Source organism: Blastopirellula sp. SH421 (assembly GCF_057808535.1).
This window is the reverse complement of the sequence record NZ_CM173712.1, coordinates 3568284-3587083: the sequence shown is the minus strand read 5'-3', so window position 1 is coordinate 3587083 and position 18800 is coordinate 3568284. Positions and strand designations below refer to the sequence as shown.

Here is an 18800-nt window from a genome sequence, read left to right as displayed (position 1 = left end):
AGGTTGCACCTGGGCCAGCGGCGGCTCGACTCCTCCCCTCGAAATGACTCTTTTTATTGGCGACGCAAGATGAAGTCGCCGTTGTTCGCTACGTTAAATAACGGGCGATAATAGCTGGTGCTGCCTGATGCGGACCCGCAGCGTGGGTACCAAACTAGGTTGACACCGACGTTCCAGGATTCTTCCTCATTTTGCGTGCGGCCATCTTGTTGGTCCGGCAGCAGAAAGGTGAAGCCTGTGTCCAAGGCCAAGCAATTGTTCAGCGGCAGATGAAAGTCAGCGCCGAGGATGCCCTGGCTGTCTCCGGTCCAGCCGCCGAGAATTCGCATTGATTTGCCGCAATTGTCCAAGCGGTGACGCCAAAAAAAGGTGTACATGTTGGTCGCGGCGATCGTTTCGTTCACCGTAATCGGGGCCGCGCCCGGGATGGTGGTCGTTTGGGCGCCGTTGCCTTGCGAATCGCTGGCCGAGAACTGAAAGCCAAGTTCGTTACATTTCGGGAAAACCCAGCTCAATTGGCCGCGAACCTGGCTGACTTCGATGTCATAGTACCACTGATCTCTGAGGTGATCGAAGACGATCCCTCCTTGCCAGCCCCAGTCGACGCGGCGAAACAAACCTACGGTGAAAAAAGTTTGATCGCGGGTCGCGTTCACAAAGCTGGTTTCGTAAAGATTGGCGTTCGAACCAGAGACGCCGATTTGCAGCCCAATCCCAGAATTCTTCAGAAATCCAATCGGCATTCCCCAGTTGAAGCCGTATTGCACTCCGAAGCTGCCATCCAGACCACGGTTGAGCCCGTTCTTGAACCCGCTTACTCCGGCATTGAGCGAGAAGTCGTCCCAGTTCAAGCGAAAGCAAAGCGGAAAGCACATCATCATGCAGCGGTTGCATTGGCCGCAGTCGCCGCAGCTTGAACCGCAATCGCCAGTACCGCAGTTGCCAGATCCGCAATTACCACTGCCACAGCTTGCACAGCCACCGTCACCATGCACATGACCATGCATGTCACCGGAACTCATCGAAGGGTCCATCATCATGGAGCCTTCGTTCAGCATTTGCGGAGCTTCGTCGATGAACTCGACTCCGGGCTCGACGATTTCGACCGTCGCTTGATCATCCAAGACGGAGTAATCAACCGGCTCGACCGTCGCGTTGGTTTCGATCTGGGTCGCGATCCGACTTGCTTTGGCGGCCCGTTGACGTGCTTGATAGATGCGATCTGAAGAGGGGGAAAACAGCCGAGTTATTGGATCTTGTTGTTGAGCGTAACTACTGGCGCCTAGCATGCAGAAGCCTATCAGGACTGCAGCTAGCGCCATGCGAATTGTTTGGGTCATCCTCGATTTCCTTCATTCCGGGGGGACGGAAGAAGCGGTGAAATCCTCCGCTTCCATCCTTTTCATCGTCACGACCGGAACGCGACCTGAAGGAAAAGTCGACATAATCGGAAAAGTTTTTGCAGATTACCACGGTGTTAAAGCGGGGTGTTTGGGGTGCTGTCGTTGAGTCTGGCGGTTCTTCTGAAAGTTCTGTTTTTTTGCATCGCATCGATTCGATGAAGTATTCCGGCGATCAATCTTCGCCGAGATCGTTAATAGGCCGCCTCCCGGGGGTCGAATCTGTGAAGGAAGAAAGAACTATGGTCAAAAACTTGGTTTGTGGAGCGATTGTCGCTTGCCTGCTAGCGATCAATGTCGCGTCAGCTCAAAACTGCGGTTGCTCAACTCCGGCTCCCTCCTCGTGCGGTTGCAATGCTTGCCAGTCAACCTGTTGCGACCCTTGTTGCAACCCGCTGGGCACCGCTTTAAAGAACATTGGCCGCGGTGTGAAGACCGGGTTGTGCCACGTCAAGGGAGGGCTTTCTCGGCTGTTTTGCCCAATTCGTTACGACGGGTGCTCAAGCTGTGACACCGGTTGCGGCAGCAGCTGTGGCAGCGGTTGCGGTGGTGGTTGCTCTTCGTGCGGCAGCGGCGTTCCGTCCGCGATGCACTATGGTTCGCCGGTGATTGAAGCTTCGCCGATGTGGAACGGTAAGGGGGTTCCGACTGCTCCGACCCCGCATGTGGATGAAGCGACTTCGGTGACTCCTGAGCCGGCTCGCTTTCAACCTCCAGGAAGCTGGAAATCGGCCCAAGCTGGCCATCCGGCGCCGGCCAAGTCGAAACTGTACTACAGCAAAGTCATCGCCGAGAAGGCGCCGGTCACGCGTGTGAGCCACACCGCGAACAACCCCGGCGCCTACTACGCTGCTCCGCAGCGCTAGTCAATCAACCTTGGCAATACGAACCGAACAGAAAACGCCTTGTTAAAGGGGCGTTTTTTTATGCGCCGAGCGCCTGATCCAAATCGTCGCGCAGATCTTCAAACGCTTCTAGCCCGATTGATAGACGAATCAGTTCGTCCCGAATTCCATGGGCCACGCGAGCTTCGCGATCATAGCTGGCATGTGACATCGAAGCTGGCTGTTCAATCAGCGACTCAACAGCGCCCAAGCTGACGGCCAGCTGAAACAGCCGGGTCGATTCGGCGACTTTTTTGGTTGCGGCAAAATCGCCGTTCACCTCAAAGCTTAGCATCGCTCCAAACCCGCCATCCATCTGACGAGCTGCAATCTCATGACCGGGGTGAGCTGGCAGTCCTGGGTACAGCACACGCGAGACGCGAGGATCGGCGTCGAGAAACTCAGCGATCTTCTGCGCGGTTCGGCATTGTTCGCGCACACGCAGTTCTAGGGTTTTCAGGCCGCGACTGACCAGAAAAGACTCAAACGGACCCAGCACGGCGCCGGTGGCATTTTGCACAAAGTAAAGTCGATCATAAAGCGACTTCTCTTTTACGACCAGCGCTCCCCCCAACACGTCGCTATGACCGCCAAAGTACTTGGTGGCCGAGTGCATCACGATGTCGGCGCCCAGTTCCAGCGGACGGGTCAACACCGGCGTTGCAAACGTGCTGTCGACTCCCAAGAGCAGGTGATGTCGTTTGGCGATCTCGGCACAGGCCGCGATGTCGGTGATCGACATTTGCGGATTGCCGGGGCTTTCGATCCACAGCATTTTGGTCTGCGGCGTGATCGCCGCTTCCAGGGCGCCCAAATCGCTGGACGGAGCCAGCGTGGTGGTGACGCCAGAGCGATTGCAGATCTTGTGCAGCAAACGATAGGCGCCGCCGTAGATGTCAGATCCGGCGACAACGTGGTCGCCCGACTCTAGCAGCATCATCGCGCCATGGATCGCAGCCATGCCAGAAGCGTAAGCCAGTGCGCCGGTTCCCCCTTCGAGCGCCGCGATGGTTGTTTCCAGGTTTTTGCGGGTAGGGTTACCGCTGCGCGAATAGTCAAACTCGCCCCATTCTCCGGCCCCCGGCTGCACGTAAGTGCTGGCGACATGGATCGGCGGTACAACGGCTCCTGTTTGCGGATCGCGATGATTCCCGACGTGGATCGCTTTAGTGCGGAACTGCATCTGCTTTCACTTTCTGCAAAAACAAGTAGTCGTAGGGTGGGTGGAGCAAGCCAAATCCAGGCAACCAATTTCAAAACGATACATCCGGCTTGCGCAAGCCACCAGCTCTCGCTGTGAAAAGCAGCTCACGGTGGGTTGCGCAAGCCAGTCCATGTCGATTGATATTCGCCCACTCAATCGCGGCTTACTGCACCCACCCTACTTTTTAGATCGAATCGAGGGCTTGCTTCAAATCGGCGATTAAATCTTCGGCGTCTTCGATGCCGCAGGCCATCCGAATCATGTTGTCATAAATGCCAAACTTGGCCCGTTCTTCCGGTGCAAGCTGATAATAGCTCATCACCAGCGGTTGTTCGATCAGCGACTCGACGCCGCCCAAACTCGGTCCGATTCGCGGGATTTTCACCGCATCGATCACATCGGCCGTTTTTCGCCAATCGGCGTCTTTGACCAAAAAGGTGATCAGACCGCCGTATCCCCGCATCGTTTTTTGTGCGACGTCAAAGTATTTGTGTGACGGCAAGCCGGGGTAATAGACCTTCTCGATTTTCGGATGGGCTTCCAAAAATTCGGCGATTGCCTGACCGTTGCGATTGTGCCGCTCCATCCGCAAGCTGAAGGTCTTCAAACCGCGAAGCAGCAGATAGATATTGTGGGGAGAATTGACCGCTCCCATGATCCCGCGCAGCTTGCGGACCGACTCTAGTTGGGCTTTGGAGCCGATGATCACGCCGGCCAATAGGTCATTGTGACCGGCCAGATACTTGGTCGCTGAGTGCAGCACATAGTCAACGCCATATTCGATCGGGCGAACGTTGTACGGCGTGGCCAGCGTGGCGTCGATCAATGTTTCGACCCCATGGCGTTTGCCGATCGCGGCGAACTTTTCGAGATCGACAACGCTCAAATGCGGGTTGGTGGGAGATTCGCTGATCAACATTTTGGTTTTTTTGTTGATCGCGTTTTCCATCGCATCGTAGTCGCACGCTTTGACCTGACGTGTGACGACGCCAAACCGAGCGAGATGCTTGGAGCAAAACTCGCGGCTGCGATGATAACACTCGTCGAAAAAGATCACTTCGTCGCCGGCGTTCAGCTTGGCCATCAACAGACCGACGATCGCCGCCATGCCGCTGGAGTACAAGATGGCCTCTTCGCCCCCTTCGAGGGCGGCTAGTTTTTTCTCAGCGACTTTTTCGCCGGGATTGCCGTAGCGGCCATACTCTTCACGCTCTTGGCCTTCTTCGATAAAGCGAATTACCGACGCTGTATCTGGAAAGGTATAGGTCGAAGCGCAGAAAATTGGATCGGTGATCGCATTTTCGGGCTTTTGACGCGCTTCACCGGCTTGGACCGCAGAGGTCGAAAAACCAAGGTCCGAAACGTCCAGCGGGATGCGATTGGGGTCATTCATATTGGGCGGCTTAAAATAGGTCCGCACAGTCGCGCTGAATGGGAATTACCCAGAGGGCGCAGAGAAGGCGGCTTTTGAAAAATACATCGGCCGCAGCAGAAACAACTGTTTCTTCAGCTCACCACACGAACTTTTCGCTGATGAGGGCACTTTAGCAGTAAAGCTGCAAGCGGCCACAAATCCCTAAGAATCCTTACTGTACTTGTCGGCTCGTCTGGGGGCAAGCGGGGGCGTCATGCAGGTTTTTCATAGACGATACCCTGGTCGAGGGTCTAAAATGAAGCCAAAGTTCTTTTTCCTTACCGATTGGGCGGCGCGTGATGAGCTATTCTCAACTCTTCCTATTCAGCCTGCTGTGGGCTTTGCCTGTGGCGCAGCTCTCGGCCGCAGAGCCCGAATCGATTGAAGAATTGGTGATCGCACTGGGCGCTGACGACTTTCAGACTCGCAAAAGAGGGGCCGAGAGCCTGCTGGCCCGCGGAATGGAAGCGCATGCGGCGTTAGTGGTTGCGGCGACATCGCCCGATCCGACCGTCAAAATGGAGGCGCTTAACTTGCTGGATGAGATCGTCGCCAAAGATCGGCGCGAGCGAATCCATGCATTTCGGACCGCCAGCGACGACGTGACGCTCCCTTGTTGGCCGGAGTTTTGCGAGATCGTGGGAGATGACCCGGTCGCGCGACGAATTTTTGCCCGCATGACTGAAAGTGAGTGGGAACTGTTGGAGTTGGCCAAACAGGCGCCGGACGAGATCGACTATGCGGTTTACCGACGAGCGCTGGAACTGCGGCTTCGCCTTTACAATTCTCAGGCTCCTCCCACCATGTCGAGCGTCGCGGCGCTGTTGCTGCTCACTAGCAGTCACACGTTTGAAGTGACGGCGCCTGCCTATGCCGAGCTGCAATATTCTCTCTCATCACGACCGATTACCCAAGCGCTGAACAACCCGGACGAAGCGGAAGTGGTCCGCAAGCTGTTCAACTGCTGGATTCGAAATTGCGTCGATAGCCCTCATTTGTCAATGCAAAATCGCTTTTCGGTGTTGTTGCTTGCGATTCGCGAAGATCTCAACGCCGGCGTCTTGCTAGCCCGCTCGATGGTCGAGGATCCAGGTCCGACATCGCAATCCATCCCAAATAATCTACATCTGGCCTATTCGGTGCTCGCGATCGCAAAATTGGGGTCGCCGGAGGATATTCCGTTTCTCGAACAGATGTTTGACAATGATAGTGACATTGTTCCGGTCAATCAGCGAGAGCCTTTTGAAAGCCAGGTTCGCGATATTGCTCTAGCGGCTGCGGTCCACTTGAGCGGCCGCAATCCGCGAGAATTTGGCTTTGATCGGATCACCGCCGACGCAAATTATCTCTACAGCTACCGCACCGTCGGTTTCACCACCGACGTCGAACGATCGGCCGCGTTCGAGAGATGGCGCAAGTTCTCCCCTAAATAGGGAGGGGCCTCCATCGTAGGACGACTCTATAGTGGGCGCAGTTCTGCATTTCGCTGCGAAATTCGGACCTATCGTCAATTATGTCCCCCCCATCGACCGAACTTGCCCTGTTTCCAAAGTCAGCTTGACCCATCTAACCGCTACTGCCATGATTCGGCATCGCTCGGCAGCACAATCGGCACAAAATGGCCGATAACGTGAGGAACAGGAAGTACGAGCGCCGTCGGAGATGGATCGGATGACGAAAGATTGGCTGTATTTCTCGGTAACAGCGCTGGTCGTTACGACGCTGGGCTGTCGCTCTCCGTATGCCCAAGATCGTTTGGCTGCCGCCGGTGGTCTCACTGGCGCAGTAGCCGGTGCTGCGATCGGTAGCGCGACAGGTAACGCCGGCGCAGGCGCGTTGATCGGCGCTGGCGTTGGCGCCGTTGCTGGTTCGGCCGTCGGATCCAGCATCGACGAAACCGACGCCCGAAATCAGGCGATCTTCCAAGAGCGACTTGGACGACAAATCGCCGGCGCGACCACCTTTCAAGACGTCGCCGCGATGAGCCAGGCCGGACTAGGGGACCAGGTCATCATGTCCCACATCAGTCGGCACGGCATGGCGACGCCGCCGACTCCTCAAGATTTGATCCAGCTTAAAGGCGCTGGAGTCAGCGAGCCGGTATTGGCCGCGATGCAAAATGCGCCGCCTGCGGTGGCGCCGGTGCAGTATGTCGAGACTCGGCCGGTGATTGTCCGAGAACGCTATTACGATCCGTGGTGCGGCCCGCCGCGCTATTACCGTCATCCACATCACCATTATCACCACCCGCCGCACGCATCGTGGTCGATTGGGGTTTATCACTAAGTCAGAAGACAGAAAGTCAGAAGACAGATTTGAGCAACCAAGCCCTGGCGTTTAGGATGGAAGCAGCTTCCCGCCTACCCAGCCCACCCAATTGGTTCTGACGTCATGCTCCGACTTTTTCTGCTTTTGCTTACGGTCGCCGTCCCAGCAACGCTGGTCGCTCCCAGTTTTGCCGCTGAAACAGCCGCCGGGATTTCGGTCCCTTCTGGCTTCCGCGCCACGCTGTTTGCCGATGACGACCTGGCGCACGACATCTACTCGATGACGCTTGACGCACAGGGTCGCGTTGTCGTCGCCGGCGCTGGCTACATCAAAACTTTGCATGACGACGACGCCGACGGCAGCGCCGATCGCGCGACCGTGTTTGCCGATGTCCCCCGCAGCGGCGCGCACGGCATGGCGTTTCGCGGTTCAGATCTCTACTGTACCGGCGATTTGGGCTTGCTAAAGCTGAGCGACGCTGATGGGGATGGCAAAGCCGATGGCGACGCCGAGGTCTTGGAGCAGTCCCACCATCCCGAACACGGCACCAACGGCGTCGTCTTTGGCGCCGATGGTTGGATCTATGTGATCTGCGGCAACGACGCAAAAATCTTTGAGCGTCACGTCACTACCAGCCACTCGCCGGTCGAACATCCCAAAACCGGCGCGATCATTCGCATCCACCCTCAAACGCACCAATGCGAAGTAGTGGCGCATGGTTTTCGTAATCCGTACGACTTTGCCTTTGACGCCGCCGGCCACATGCTGACAGTTGACGCCGACGGCGAGCGAGATCAACACTTGCCGTGGTACGCTCCGAATCGCTTGTTTGACATCGGTGTCGGCCAGCATCACGGTTGGGTGCTGCATGGTTGGCAGCGCAGTTGGAATCGTCCGCCCACTTTCTTTGACAGTCGTGCCCGGCTGGTTGACATTGGCCGCGGATCCCCGACCGGAGTCGAAACCTATCGGCACACCGCGTTTCCCCCAAAGTATCGCGACGGCGTGTTCAGTTGTTGCTGGACGCTGGGCAAGGTTTATTTCTTTCCCTGCACTCCCGATGGCGGTGGCTTGCAAGCGAGCCAAGAAACCTTTCTAGAAACGACCGGCGCTGTCGGTCTTGCGCCGGTTGATATCGCTGTTGGCAAACAGGGGGAAATGTACTTGGCGATCGGCGGCCGCGGCACGCGCGGCGGGATCTTTAAGATTGAATATGTAGGAGACCAGCCGCAGCAGAGTCCCGCGATTCAACCGCTAGAACAAGTGCTAAACGCACCGCAGCCCCAGGCGGCTTGGTCGTACTCTCAATGGTCACCCTTTGCGTTGCAACTTGGCCGAGAGTCGTTTGTCACCGTGATGCTAGACCAACAGCGCCCGTCGGCAGAGCGAGTCCGCGCGATCGAAATTGTGACCGAACTTTTTGGCGGTTTGCAAAATGGACCAGAAGTCGAGCAGTTGCTGGGCTCCAAAGATGACGCGGTTGTTGCCCGTGCGATCTGGAGTTTGGCTTGCCGCCGCGACAACGTTTGCCCACCGCAGTTTTATTCATTAACTCACCACGCGTCGCCGCTCGTACGTCGCGCAGCATGGGAAGCGATTGTCACCGCTGCTCGATACGACGATCAGGTCGAAAGCTGCAATTGGAGCTCACTGAGCGAAGAGGATCGCAACGTTCGCAGCGCTGCATTGGTTGCGCTCGAACGAATTTTGGCTAAGTCGCCTCAGGCCAAAGTTAACGTCGTTCAGTCGATCGCGGCGATTTGGGCGCAAACGGCGGCTCAGAACGGCAGCTCAGGCGACATCGTCGGCGTGATTCATCAAGCAGTTGATCGACTTGAAGATTCCGATTCGCTGCATGAGCAACAAGACGCGATTCGAGTGGTGCAAATCGCGCTGGGCGACATCACTGCCGAGCAAGTTGATCCCGATATTTATGCTGGCTACTCGCCGGGACGCCCGCGAACGGCGCCGTTGACGATGTGGGATCAATTGGCCAACAAGCTGGATCCGATCTTCCCGGTTGGCGAGCCGACGGTCGATACCGAGATCACCCGAACCTTGGCGATGATCGAGCAGCCAGCGCCCAACTTTGTTGAGCAGGTTGGTCAATTTTGGACGGACGAGACGACAGTCGAACAAGATGAGCACTATTTGATTTGCCTGTCGCGCATCCCGGGTGAGCGGTCGCCGGCAGTGATTGCCGCCGCAGCGGACGCATATCTGCAACTGCACGCCAAAATTGCTGACGAAGGATTAACGATCAGCCAAAACTGGTCGCTGCGGATGGGCGAAGCGTTTGCCGTCGAGCTGAAGCAGACGCCGCAACTGGCCGAAGCAATGCTGGCCAGTGAAGAATTTGGCCTGCTCGAGCACTCGCTGTTTGCTTCCTACTTTACGCCTGACCAGCAAGCGGTCGCGGTGACCAAGATTTTGGAAGAGAACGATGTCGACGCGATCGAAGATAGCTGGCCTGCCGAGATGATGCCGCTGCTTGATTCGTTGCCTGTGGCGGAGCGCCTCGATGTGCTGCGAGCGCGTTGGGACGACTTTAATATGCGGCATGCCGTGTTGGCGCGTTTGGGGGATGAGCTGCAAAGCGAAGATCGCCAGCGATTTGTGGATTCGCTAGTGTCGGCTACTCCTGACTCGGTGTTGCTTGCGGCCGAAATCTTACAAAAGATGCCAGCCGATGCTGTAGCGCCGGCCGATTTGTTGGTTGCGATGAAGGCGCTGCGCTCGGCCTGCATGCCGGGACAACCGGTTCAGCAAAGTCAGACGATCGCCAAGTTGCTAGAGTACTGGACCGGCGCTGCAATCGCGACTCCAGCCCAACCAGGCGTGACCACCGCCGAAACTTATCAGCCTTGGTTTGCGTGGTTCGCCGCCCAGCATCCGATGCTCAACCAAGAGCTGTACGCTTACGCCGCTGACGAAGCAAGTTGGAAAAGCCGCTTGACCGAGATTGCCTGGGAGGCCGGAGACCCAAAGCGGGGCGAAGCGATTTTCGCTGCTCGCGGCTGCAAACAGTGTCATGCGACCTCGGGTCGGATGGGGCCGGACTTGGACAATATCACCGGACGATTCCGGCAGTACGACCTGTTTATGGCGATTGTCGATCCCAACCGCGACGTTTCGCCGCTGTTCCATACGACGCAGTTGATGACCCGTTCTGGGAAAAGCTTTATCGGAAAGATCATCTACGAATCACCAGCCGGCACGCTGATTCAGACCGGGCCCGGGGTTACCGAGCGAATTTTGGAAGACGAAATTGTTCTGCGGCGCCCCAGCACCCAGTCGATGATGCCGGTCGGGCTGCTGAACGGGGTCGACGATCAGGGGTTGGCCGATTTGTACTCCTACCTACAATCATTGCGTGACAAAAAATGATTTCTCAGGAGTAGCGCATGACCGAGCCGGTCCAGTCCAGTCCAGCGAATGAGACCTTGCCCAGCCAGGTTCGGCCGCCGCGTATCTTGCCGCCGCTGCGAATCTGGTTTATTTCGGGCTTGGCATTTCTGCTAGCCCTGTTTGGTCAATCGGCCAAAGAGCTAGGGGACGGCCCGTTGGCTTCGCTGCGTCAGATTGTACCGATGATGTTTGACGGCGCCGCCGGCAACATCATGACGCTGATCGGCCTGTTTTTTGCGATCTTTGTTCCGCTGATCTGGTTTGCCCTGTTCAGCGGCTGGAGTCGGGCGGTTCGTGTCGCGCCGTTGGGTTGCGTCGCCATCGGAATCGCGATCTTTTTTCTCTTTTTCCGTATTGGGCATGTCGACGGCGAAATGAAGCCGAGGTTCACCTATCGCTTCGCCAAAACTGCCGATCGGCGATTGGGAGAGCTCAGCAGCCAAGCTGCAACAGACAACGAGAGTGCAAACTCGACCGAGCAGGACTTTCCCCAATTTCTTGGTCCAGATCGTAATTTGAAGCTGGCCGGTCCTAGCCTTGATAGCGACTGGAGCACCAACCCGCCGCAGCAGGTTTGGCGGCGTCCGATCGGCGCCGGTTGGTCTGGTTTTGTCGTCGCGGGAGATCTCGCCTACACGCTAGAACAGCGCGGCCCCAGCGAGTATGTCGCGTGTTACCGCGTCGCCGATGGCGAGCCTGTCTGGAATTTCAAACATGACGCACGTCATGATACCGTCTTGGGCTTCGTCGGTCCGCGATCAACGCCGCTGGTGCATGCCGGCAAGCTGTATGCGGTTGGTGCGACTGGATTGTTTATCTGTTTAGACGCGGTCAGCGGCGCCGTGTTGTGGCAACATGATCTGCTGGCCGAGTTTGACACGACACTGGCGCAGTTTGAAGCGATCGTCGCGTGGGGCAGGGCCAGCTCGCCGCTGCTGTACAAGGGACAAGATCGCACACTGGTCATCTTGCCGGCTGGCGGACCGACGGCTGAAAAGAGCGTGACGCTGGTCGCCTATGACGCCGAGTCGGGCGAGCGAGTTTGGACCGGCGGCGCGCAGCCGATGAGCTATGCGTCCCCCAATCTGTTTCAGCTAGGGGACGAAACGCAAATTGTCACCGTCAACGAAAGCACCGTCAGCGGCCACAATCCCGAAACCGGCCAGCAGCTTTGGATCACCGACTGGGCCGGTGACTCATCAGGCGCCGCAAGTTGTTCGCAGCCGGTCGATCTGGGCGAAGGACGAATTTTGCTCAGCAAAGGTTACGGTCAAGGAGCCCGGGTCATTGCGATCGAAAAACAGGCGGACGGCAAGTACCTGGTCAACGATCTCTGGAGCGATGGGCGGCTTTTAAAAACCAAGTTCACCAACGTCGCTGTCCAAGATGGTTTTATCTATGGGCTGAACGAGGGGATCCTGGAATGCGTCACCACCGCCGGCGAACGAACCTGGCGCCAGCGTGGCTTCGGCCATGGGCAACTGCTGATGGTCGGCGATCAACTGTTAGTGATGACCGAGGTGGGAGAACTGGTGCTGGTCGCGGTCAATCCGGACAAGTACGTCGAAGAGGGACGCATTCAGGCTCTGCAAAGCGAGATCTCGCCCAACTGGAACAACCTGTGCATAACGGGAGACCTACTGCTAGTCCGCAACGCCGAGCAAGCCGCCTGTTATCGGCTGAGGACCAAAGAGAAAGATTGATACGATGCTCCCCAAAAATTTTAGCCCGAGGCGCGCCATTTGAGGTTGCGCTATTTGGTAGTTCGTAAAGAATGGGAACACGGATACCACGGAAAGAAAGACGGATGACACGGTAAGAAAAGAAGCGTTGAGATCGAAATGTACTTTCACAAGCCAAATTTTGAACCCGTTGAAAATGGATCGCTCAACGCTCAGGGATCTTAATTATCTTACCGTGTTTTCCGTGATTTATCCGTGCTCTCCGTGTTCCCATTCTTCTTGAATGGCCCAATAGCGCAACATCAAATGGCGCGCCTCGGGCTACTATTTTAATGCTAGGCGTCTGAGAAATCGTCTCTTCTAAAACTCCTGCGCCAGCAACCATTCTTCGATCATGATGTGCTGGATCATCGGCGCTCGCAGCAGCGAGGCGCGTTCGGGCAACAGCGATTTTAGCCAAGGTCGGTTGACGAAGGTCGACAATGTACGCGAGCCGAGACTGCCGCGTGTTTGCAACTGCACGTTGTCGGCCAGACGTTGGTAGGTGGCCGGAATAATGTTGGGACCGGGACCAATGTGGACGATCGTCTCGACGCCGCTACGGAGCGTTTCATAGACGACCGACCACAGCTGTTGCGGCTGATCGACCCAGCGATAGATCGTGTCACGCAGATTGATCTCGTCATAACTGTTTTTGCCGGTCACCAGCGACAGGACCGGCGGCTGCGGAACCGTGAGCCCGCTCCCCATTTTGGCCATAAACAGTGCAGCTCGCGTGTTGATGCTCTTCCGCCAGACCAGCGGCGTGTGCATTGGCGGCCAGCGATGTTCGTTGATTTTAAAATAGATGCGAGCCGGAATGCGGGTCGCCAATTTTTCTCGAAACCGCTCCAGCGAGGTTCCTTCGCCGATTACCAGGATCGAGTTGGGCGATAGAATCGACGAAATCCCGATCAATTCATCCCCTTCTTGATTGGTTTCGATGCAGCACCGTTGCACCACCTTCATCGGCAATTCTTGCTTGCGACAAAACAAAACCGCTAACTGGCAACTGACGGCCAAACTGGCCGTATCGTCCGCCAGGGCTGTCGGAATGCCGACGGCGTCTTCAATCGATAGCGCGCCCGAGGCGCACAGAGCGGTAATTTCGCCCAGGCTATAACCAAAAAAACATTGGGATTTTGCCAGTTCGACGCCGTACATTTCGCGCAAGATATCCAGCTGCGCCATTTCGGCCGCAATGATCAGCGCCACCGCGTCAACATAGGCCAACAAGTCTGGCTCAATCCGCGCTTCGACACGTTTCACCAGATCAATCCGGCGGCCGACGTTCTGGCTGGCGATTTCGCCACACTCGATCAAGCGGCGGCGGACGAGCGGTCCATACTGCGCATGCGCCAGCAATTCAGGCGTCTTGCCGAGATTCTCAAAGTTGTAACCGCGAAATGCAAAACAGGTGCTGCTAAGGCGATTGAAGGGGGGTGGGGAGTTCGGCATGCGGCCAATGCTGGTTGTCGAGGGAGCGGCGGCGTATCAGAATGAGATGGCTGCCGCGTCCTCGATGGACTCGGGCGGGAAACGCCATTCTCCATAGCAAGCATAATATACCGTCGACTTTGTGGTTGGCGCCCCTGACGTTCTCGATTTTGTCCCCCCAGCCTTATGCCAGATCTGACCGGAAAAATCGCCGTCGTAACCGGCTCGTCCAGCGGAATAGGCCGGGCTATTGCGCTGCGCTTAGCAGCGAGCGGCGCAAAAGTTGTCGTTCACGCCGGCCGAAATCGGGACGGTGCTGTCGCCGTTTGTGACGAAATTCGCCGAACGGGGGGAGAAGCACAGTCGCTGGTGTGTGATTTTCAAGCTCGGCCGGCTCGGCTGCAGTTTGTCATCGATGCGTGGGAAAAATGGGGCGGTGTTGACTATTGGGTCAACAATGCCGGCGCCGATGTGTTGACTGGCGCCAATCGCGAGCTGACTTTTTCAGAAAAATTACAGCTCCTTTGGCAGGTCGATGTCGAAGCGACGATTGATTTATCGCGCGCAGTCGGCCAGCGGTTGCAAGCCGCGCCGCGCGACGGCGCCGCGATCGTCAACATTGGCTGGGATCAGTCCGAGCGCGGCATGGAAGGGGAGAGCGGCGAGATGTTTGCAACAACCAAGTCGGCGATCACCGCGTTCAGTCGCAGTTTAGCTCGCACGCTGGCTCCTCAGGTTCGGGTCAACGTGGTGGCGCCTGGCTGGATTAAAACCTCCTGGGGCGAAACGGCCAGCGACGTTTGGAACCATCGCGCCATCCAAGAGTCGCTGTTGCAGCGCTGGGGGACGCCGCAGGATATCGCCGCCGCAGTCGAGTTTCTCCTTTCGCCGGATAGCTCGTTCATCACCGGACACGTATTGCCGGTCAACGGCGGGCTCAATCATTCGCATCTCCCCGAGCGGGTCGAATGACATCAACGCCGCAAATTCATTTTGTGACAGGGCGCCTAGCCGAACCGGCGCTGCGCTCCATCTTGGCCGATCTCGCGCCGCGGATCGGTTTTGCGTACACCATTCAGACGATGAATATCACCGTCGCCGCGCTGATGACCGCAGATTGGGTCGCCGCACGGATTGATGTGCCGGTCGGAACGACCATGGTGATGGTGACCGGCTATTGTTTGGGTGATTTGGCGGTAATCGCAGCCCAGACCGGTGTGCCGGTCGAGCGCGGACCGAAAGATTTGCGGCTGCTGCCGGCCTACTTTGGTGAGACCAACCGCGGCGACGACTACGGCGCCTATGACATCCAGATCGTCGCCGAGATCAACCACGCCGCCAGCTTCTCGCTTGATGATCTGCGGGCCGAAGGGATGCGGCTCGCCCGTGACGGGGCCGATTTGATCGACGTTGGTTGCGATCCCGGCGCCACATGGACCGGCGTCGCCGATGCGGTGAAAGTACTGCGCGACGCAGGTCTCCAGGTTTCGATTGACAGTTTGAACCCGGCCGAGATCGCCGCCGCGGTCCAAGCCGGCGCCCAGCTTGTCTTGTCAGTCAACTCCAGCAACGTTGCGCATGCCGCGGATTGGGGCTGCGAAGTGGTGGTGATCCCCGACGATCCAAAAACGCTGGCCGGGTTGGATGCAACCATCGCCCAGCTACTGCAATTAGGGGTCCCGTTTCGGATTGATCCGATCCTAGAACCGATCTCGTTTGGCTTTGCCGAAAGCTTGGCCCGCTATGTCGAAGTCCGTCGCCGTTATCCAGACGCTGAGTTGTTTATGGGGATCGGCAATTTGACCGAGCTGACCGATGTGGACTCGGCCGGGGTCAACACGCTGCTGCTGGGGATTTGTCAGGAACTAGGGATCCGTGGGGTGTTGACTACGCAGGTCATCAACTGGGCTCGGAGCAGTGTCAAAGAGTGCGATCTGGCGCGTCGTTTGATGCACTACGCGGTAACCAATCAGGTGTTGCCCAAACGGATCGAGCCGCAGTTGATCACGCTGCGAGACGATCGCGTCGTCTATGAAACGGCCGAAGACCTACAGCGTCTCGCCGCGACCATCAAAGACAATAACTACCGCGTCTTCGCCGATGGAGACGCGTTGCACTTGATCAGTCGTCAACTGCATCTCCAAGCGGCAGATCCGTTTGAGCTGTTCCAGCAGCTCATGGAAACGTCGCCGACTAATGTCGACGCATCCCACGCGTTCTATCTCGGCTTCGAGCTTTGCAAAGCGTTAACGGCCAATCAATTGCACAAACAATACCGCCAGGATGAATCGCTTGACTGGGGTTATTTGACCCAGGCCGAAAAACTGCATCGCTTGCAGCGCAGCAAGCACGCATCGCGAAAGGAGCAGTCATGAACGAGCCTGCCCCAGTGATCCTGCCGCTTCCCCATTTTGATATCGCCGCTGCGTGGGAAAAACTCCGCTCTGCGCCGCGCTGTTTGTTTCTCGACAGTGCGCTGCAACATGTGCGACTAGGACGGTACAGCTTTCTAACCGCCGATCCTTGGCATTGGATCACTGGCGAACGCGACGAGAAGCAGTGCTTGGACGAAATCGGCAAGCTGCTCTCCCAATTTGAAGTCCCTACGATCCCTGGCTTGCCTCCGTTTCAAGGTGGCGCCGCCGGCCTGTTTGGCTATGAATTTGGCGCCGCGTTAGAAGGAGTCGCGCCCGCCGCGCACGATGAATTCTCGTTGCCCCAATTAGCGATCGGCTTTTACGATGTGGTCATCAGCGTCGACCACGCCAGCGGTGACGCGTGGTTGATCTCGCAAGGTTTTCCAGAGACGGATCGTAAAAAGCGGCAAGCTCGCGCCCAGCAGCGGGCCGATTTGTTCCTGGGATGGCTTGAAGCGGGTGCGACGGTCCATGCATCCACTAACCAACAGCCGCCGCTATCCGAATCCCAACTAGCGCCGCAGTTTGCTACACCGCATCCAGGCGTAACCAGCAGCTTTTCGCAGGCCGCTTACTTGGCCGCAGTCGAGCGTTCTGTCGAGTACATTCGGGCAGGCGACATCTTTCAAGTGAATCTGGCGCAGCGGTTGTTGCAGCGCGCAACTACCGACCCGGCGACTCTCTATCGCAGCTTGCGAACCTGCAATTCGGCGCCGTTCGCCTCCTACTTTGACATGGACGGAGTGACGCTGCTTAGCGCCTCGCCAGAGCGGTTTGTCCAGGTTCGCAATCGCCACGTCGAAACGAGACCGATCAAAGGAACGCGTCTGCGTAGCGGGCGGCCAGAGTGGGATATGTACTCAGGCGGCGATTTGCTGGCCAGCGAAAAAGATCGTGCCGAAAACATGATGATCGTCGATCTGATGCGCAACGATCTGTCACGCGTTTGCCAAGACGAGAGCGTTGCGGTCACTGAGTTGTGCGTACTAGAGCAATATGCGACGGTGCAACATTTGGTCTCGACGATCGTCGGCAAGTTGCATGACGCAGCGCGACCGACGGATCTGTTGACGGCGGCCTTTCCCGGGGGATCGATTACCGGTGCGCCCAAGATTCGCGCGATGCAAATCATCGCTCAGCTCGAACCAACCGTACGCGGCGCCTATTGCGGTTCGTTAGGCTATCTTGGACTAGATGGCGCGATCGATTTGAATATTTTGATCCGCACGGTCACCGCCGCCCGCGGATGGTGGCAATTTTCGGTGGGCGGAGGACTAGTCGTGCAAAGCGATCCTCAGCGAGAATACGAAGAAACCTGGCACAAAGCAGCCGGCATCTTGCGCGCAATTGCGGCGATTTCATGATTTTGGTCATCGACAACTACGATAGCTTTGTCAACAACCTGGCCCGGTATTTTCGCCTGTGGGGTCAAGAGACTCTCGTGGTCCGCAATGACGCGATCAACCTAATACAGATTCATGAGCTGAAGCCGAGCGCTATTGTCTTGTCGCCGGGCCCTTGCACACCGGACGAAGCTGGGATCTCGGTCGATGTGGTGCGCGCGTTCCTAGACGTGACGCCGATCCTGGGCGTTTGTCTGGGACATCAAGCGATCGCCGTCGCCCTCGGCGGCCAAGTGGTTCGCTCGCAGGAGCCGATGCATGGTCGCTCGTCGATCATTCGACACGATCAAGACCCGCTCTTCGCCGGCTTGCCAGACTCAATCCGCGTCGGCCGTTATCATTCACTCGTGGTCGAACCCAAGTCGCTTCCGGCGTCACTGCGCACTATCGCGACGGTCGAGGATCGCTCCATCATGGCGATTCGCCATCTGACGCGACCGGTCTACGGCGTCCAGTTTCATCCCGAGTCGATATTGACCGAACAAGGGTTTGCGATCATCGGAAACTTTTTGCGAAGCGCCAGCATCTCTGTCCAACGGAACAGCGACGCGACGGTCGATCAAACTGTCAACACGTCGACGCCGAGCCTCTCTCCGACCCATGTTCCTTTTTACTTCTAAGGGCGATCGATGGAACGTTTGGTGCTCGAAGGCCTAGTCACCACCATCTGTGAAGATGGCGAAGTAAATGTTGCGCCGATGGGACCGCTGGTCGATCGACAGTTTCAAAGCGTCGTGCTGCGGCCGTTTCAAACTTCACGGACCTTCGCCAACCTGCGACGCGGGTCGCCGGTGGTCATGCATGTGACCGACGATGTCGAGCTATTGGCCGCCGCCGCCATCGGCGCCGCAACCGACGCTTTTGTAGGCCCGACCACGCGCTGCGAGCAAACCGGCGGCGTCATCTTACAAAACGCGTGTCGCTGGTACGCGCTGCAAGTCAACCAGATCGACGCGACGACCGACCGGTCGACGATCCAGTGTGATGTGGTCGCCGCCGGCCGCAACCGCGACTTTTTTGGGTTGAACCGGGCGCTGCATGCCGTTGTCGAAGCAGCCATTTTGGCGACGCGCGTCGATTTTCTCCCGATTCCCGAGATCGAAGCCGATTTGCAGCGTCTGGCGCCGCTGGTCCAAAAAACCGGGGGCGCCGCCGAACAGCGGGCGTTTCAGCAGATTTGCGACTTTGTAACCGACGCGAAATCACGCACCCTCGCCTAACCGGTTTTTCCGGACGCCCCAGAA

14 protein-coding genes are annotated in these 18800 nt (G+C 57.3%); 10 read left to right on the top strand and 4 right to left on the bottom strand.

The features are described from left to right. Positions 1-53: 53 nt before the first annotated feature. Positions 54-1340 carry a DUF6666 family protein gene (locus tag SH421x_RS14765; RefSeq protein WP_488850046.1) on the bottom strand — a complete coding sequence of 429 codons (1287 nt, stop codon included), beginning with the start codon at positions 1338-1340 and terminating at the stop codon, positions 54-56. 302 nt (positions 1341-1642) lie between these two features. Here SH421x_RS14765 and SH421x_RS14760 point away from each other — a divergent pair, with 302 nt between their 5' ends. Further along, the gene (locus SH421x_RS14760; RefSeq protein ID WP_488850045.1) at positions 1643-2266 is read left to right on the top strand and encodes a hypothetical protein; all 624 of its coding nucleotides are present in this window, start codon (positions 1643-1645) and stop codon (positions 2264-2266) included. Between the two features lie 58 nt (positions 2267-2324). Here the strand turns inward: SH421x_RS14760 and SH421x_RS14755 are convergent, their stop codons facing one another. Further along, on the bottom strand, positions 2325-3467 hold the full coding sequence (locus SH421x_RS14755) for a trans-sulfuration enzyme family protein (protein WP_488850044.1): 1143 nt from the start codon (positions 3465-3467) through the stop codon (positions 2325-2327). Positions 3468-3672: 205 nt separating this feature from the next. Continuing rightward, a complete protein-coding gene (locus SH421x_RS14750; protein WP_488850043.1) occupies positions 3673-4881 on the bottom strand; it encodes a trans-sulfuration enzyme family protein in 1209 nt (402 codons plus the stop codon). A gap of 320 nt (positions 4882-5201) precedes the next feature. On the opposite strand from SH421x_RS14750, the gene SH421x_RS14745 reads away from it, so the two are divergent. The 4 genes from SH421x_RS14745 to SH421x_RS14730 all read left to right on the top strand — a co-directional run bounded on the left by SH421x_RS14745 (position 5202) and on the right by SH421x_RS14730 (position 12281). Continuing rightward, positions 5202-6335 (top strand): hypothetical protein, encoded by a 1134-nt coding sequence (locus tag SH421x_RS14745; protein ID WP_488850041.1) that lies wholly within the window; start codon positions 5202-5204, stop codon positions 6333-6335. A 238-nt stretch (positions 6336-6573) separates the two neighbouring features. Next, a complete protein-coding gene (locus SH421x_RS14740) occupies positions 6574-7188 on the top strand; it encodes a YMGG-like glycine zipper-containing protein (RefSeq protein WP_488850040.1) in 615 nt (204 codons plus the stop codon). A 105-nt stretch (positions 7189-7293) separates the two neighbouring features. Next, a complete protein-coding gene (locus SH421x_RS14735) occupies positions 7294-10557 on the top strand; it encodes a DUF7133 domain-containing protein (protein WP_488850038.1) in 3264 nt (1087 codons plus the stop codon). Between the two features lie 17 nt (positions 10558-10574). Continuing rightward, complete coding sequence (locus SH421x_RS14730; protein ID WP_488850037.1) at positions 10575-12281, top strand: outer membrane protein assembly factor BamB family protein; 1707 nt, start codon at positions 10575-10577, stop codon at positions 12279-12281. Positions 12282-12620: 339 nt separating this feature from the next. On the opposite strand, the gene SH421x_RS14725 is transcribed toward SH421x_RS14730, so the two are convergent. Beyond that, positions 12621-13757: a hypothetical protein gene (locus SH421x_RS14725; protein ID WP_488850036.1), complete on the bottom strand. Its 1137-nt coding sequence runs from the start codon at positions 13755-13757 to the stop codon at positions 12621-12623. A 165-nt stretch (positions 13758-13922) separates the two neighbouring features. On the opposite strand from SH421x_RS14725, the gene SH421x_RS14720 reads away from it, so the two are divergent. From SH421x_RS14720 to SH421x_RS14700, 5 genes are read left to right on the top strand one after another with little or no spacing between them, the layout of a single operon-like run. Beyond that, positions 13923-14708: an SDR family NAD(P)-dependent oxidoreductase gene (locus SH421x_RS14720; RefSeq protein WP_488850035.1), complete on the top strand. Its 786-nt coding sequence runs from the start codon at positions 13923-13925 to the stop codon at positions 14706-14708. Further along, positions 14705-16111, top strand: coding sequence for a DUF6513 domain-containing protein (locus SH421x_RS14715; protein ID WP_488850034.1), 1407 nt, complete (start codon positions 14705-14707; stop codon positions 16109-16111). The genes SH421x_RS14720 and SH421x_RS14715 overlap by 4 nt, the downstream gene beginning before the upstream one ends. Next, positions 16108-17517, top strand: coding sequence for an aminodeoxychorismate synthase component I (gene pabB, locus SH421x_RS14710; protein ID WP_488850033.1), 1410 nt, complete (start codon positions 16108-16110; stop codon positions 17515-17517). The genes SH421x_RS14715 and pabB overlap by 4 nt, the downstream gene beginning before the upstream one ends. Continuing rightward, positions 17514-18176 (top strand): anthranilate synthase component II, encoded by a 663-nt coding sequence (locus SH421x_RS14705; RefSeq protein WP_488850031.1) that lies wholly within the window; start codon positions 17514-17516, stop codon positions 18174-18176. The genes pabB and SH421x_RS14705 overlap by 4 nt, the downstream gene beginning before the upstream one ends. Positions 18177-18185: 9 nt before the next feature. Next, on the top strand, positions 18186-18776 hold the full coding sequence (locus SH421x_RS14700; protein ID WP_488850029.1) for a DUF447 domain-containing protein: 591 nt from the start codon (positions 18186-18188) through the stop codon (positions 18774-18776). Positions 18777-18800: the final 24 nt, after the last annotated feature.

What these genes read in the sequence shown, in the direction of transcription:
- SH421x_RS14765 (WP_488850046.1), bottom strand. Translation starts at nt 1,340, where the DNA reads ATGACCCAAACAATTCGCATGGCGCTAGCTGCAGTCCTGATAGGCTTC.
- SH421x_RS14760 (WP_488850045.1), top strand. Translation starts at nt 1,643, where the DNA reads ATGGTCAAAAACTTGGTTTGTGGAGCGATTGTCGCTTGCCTGCTAGCG.
- SH421x_RS14755 (WP_488850044.1), bottom strand. Translation starts at nt 3,467, where the DNA reads ATGCAGTTCCGCACTAAAGCGATCCACGTCGGGAATCATCGCGATCCG.
- SH421x_RS14750 (WP_488850043.1), bottom strand. Translation starts at nt 4,881, where the DNA reads ATGAATGACCCCAATCGCATCCCGCTGGACGTTTCGGACCTTGGTTTT.
- SH421x_RS14745 (WP_488850041.1), top strand. Translation starts at nt 5,202, where the DNA reads ATGAGCTATTCTCAACTCTTCCTATTCAGCCTGCTGTGGGCTTTGCCT.
- SH421x_RS14740 (WP_488850040.1), top strand. Translation starts at nt 6,574, where the DNA reads ATGACGAAAGATTGGCTGTATTTCTCGGTAACAGCGCTGGTCGTTACG.
- SH421x_RS14735 (WP_488850038.1), top strand. Translation starts at nt 7,294, where the DNA reads ATGCTCCGACTTTTTCTGCTTTTGCTTACGGTCGCCGTCCCAGCAACG.
- SH421x_RS14730 (WP_488850037.1), top strand. Translation starts at nt 10,575, where the DNA reads ATGACCGAGCCGGTCCAGTCCAGTCCAGCGAATGAGACCTTGCCCAGC.
- SH421x_RS14725 (WP_488850036.1), bottom strand. Translation starts at nt 13,757, where the DNA reads ATGCCGAACTCCCCACCCCCCTTCAATCGCCTTAGCAGCACCTGTTTT.
- SH421x_RS14720 (WP_488850035.1), top strand. Translation starts at nt 13,923, where the DNA reads ATGCCAGATCTGACCGGAAAAATCGCCGTCGTAACCGGCTCGTCCAGC.
- SH421x_RS14715 (WP_488850034.1), top strand. Translation starts at nt 14,705, where the DNA reads ATGACATCAACGCCGCAAATTCATTTTGTGACAGGGCGCCTAGCCGAA.
- pabB (WP_488850033.1), top strand. Translation starts at nt 16,108, where the DNA reads ATGAACGAGCCTGCCCCAGTGATCCTGCCGCTTCCCCATTTTGATATC.
- SH421x_RS14705 (WP_488850031.1), top strand. Translation starts at nt 17,514, where the DNA reads ATGATTTTGGTCATCGACAACTACGATAGCTTTGTCAACAACCTGGCC.
- SH421x_RS14700 (WP_488850029.1), top strand. Translation starts at nt 18,186, where the DNA reads ATGGAACGTTTGGTGCTCGAAGGCCTAGTCACCACCATCTGTGAAGAT.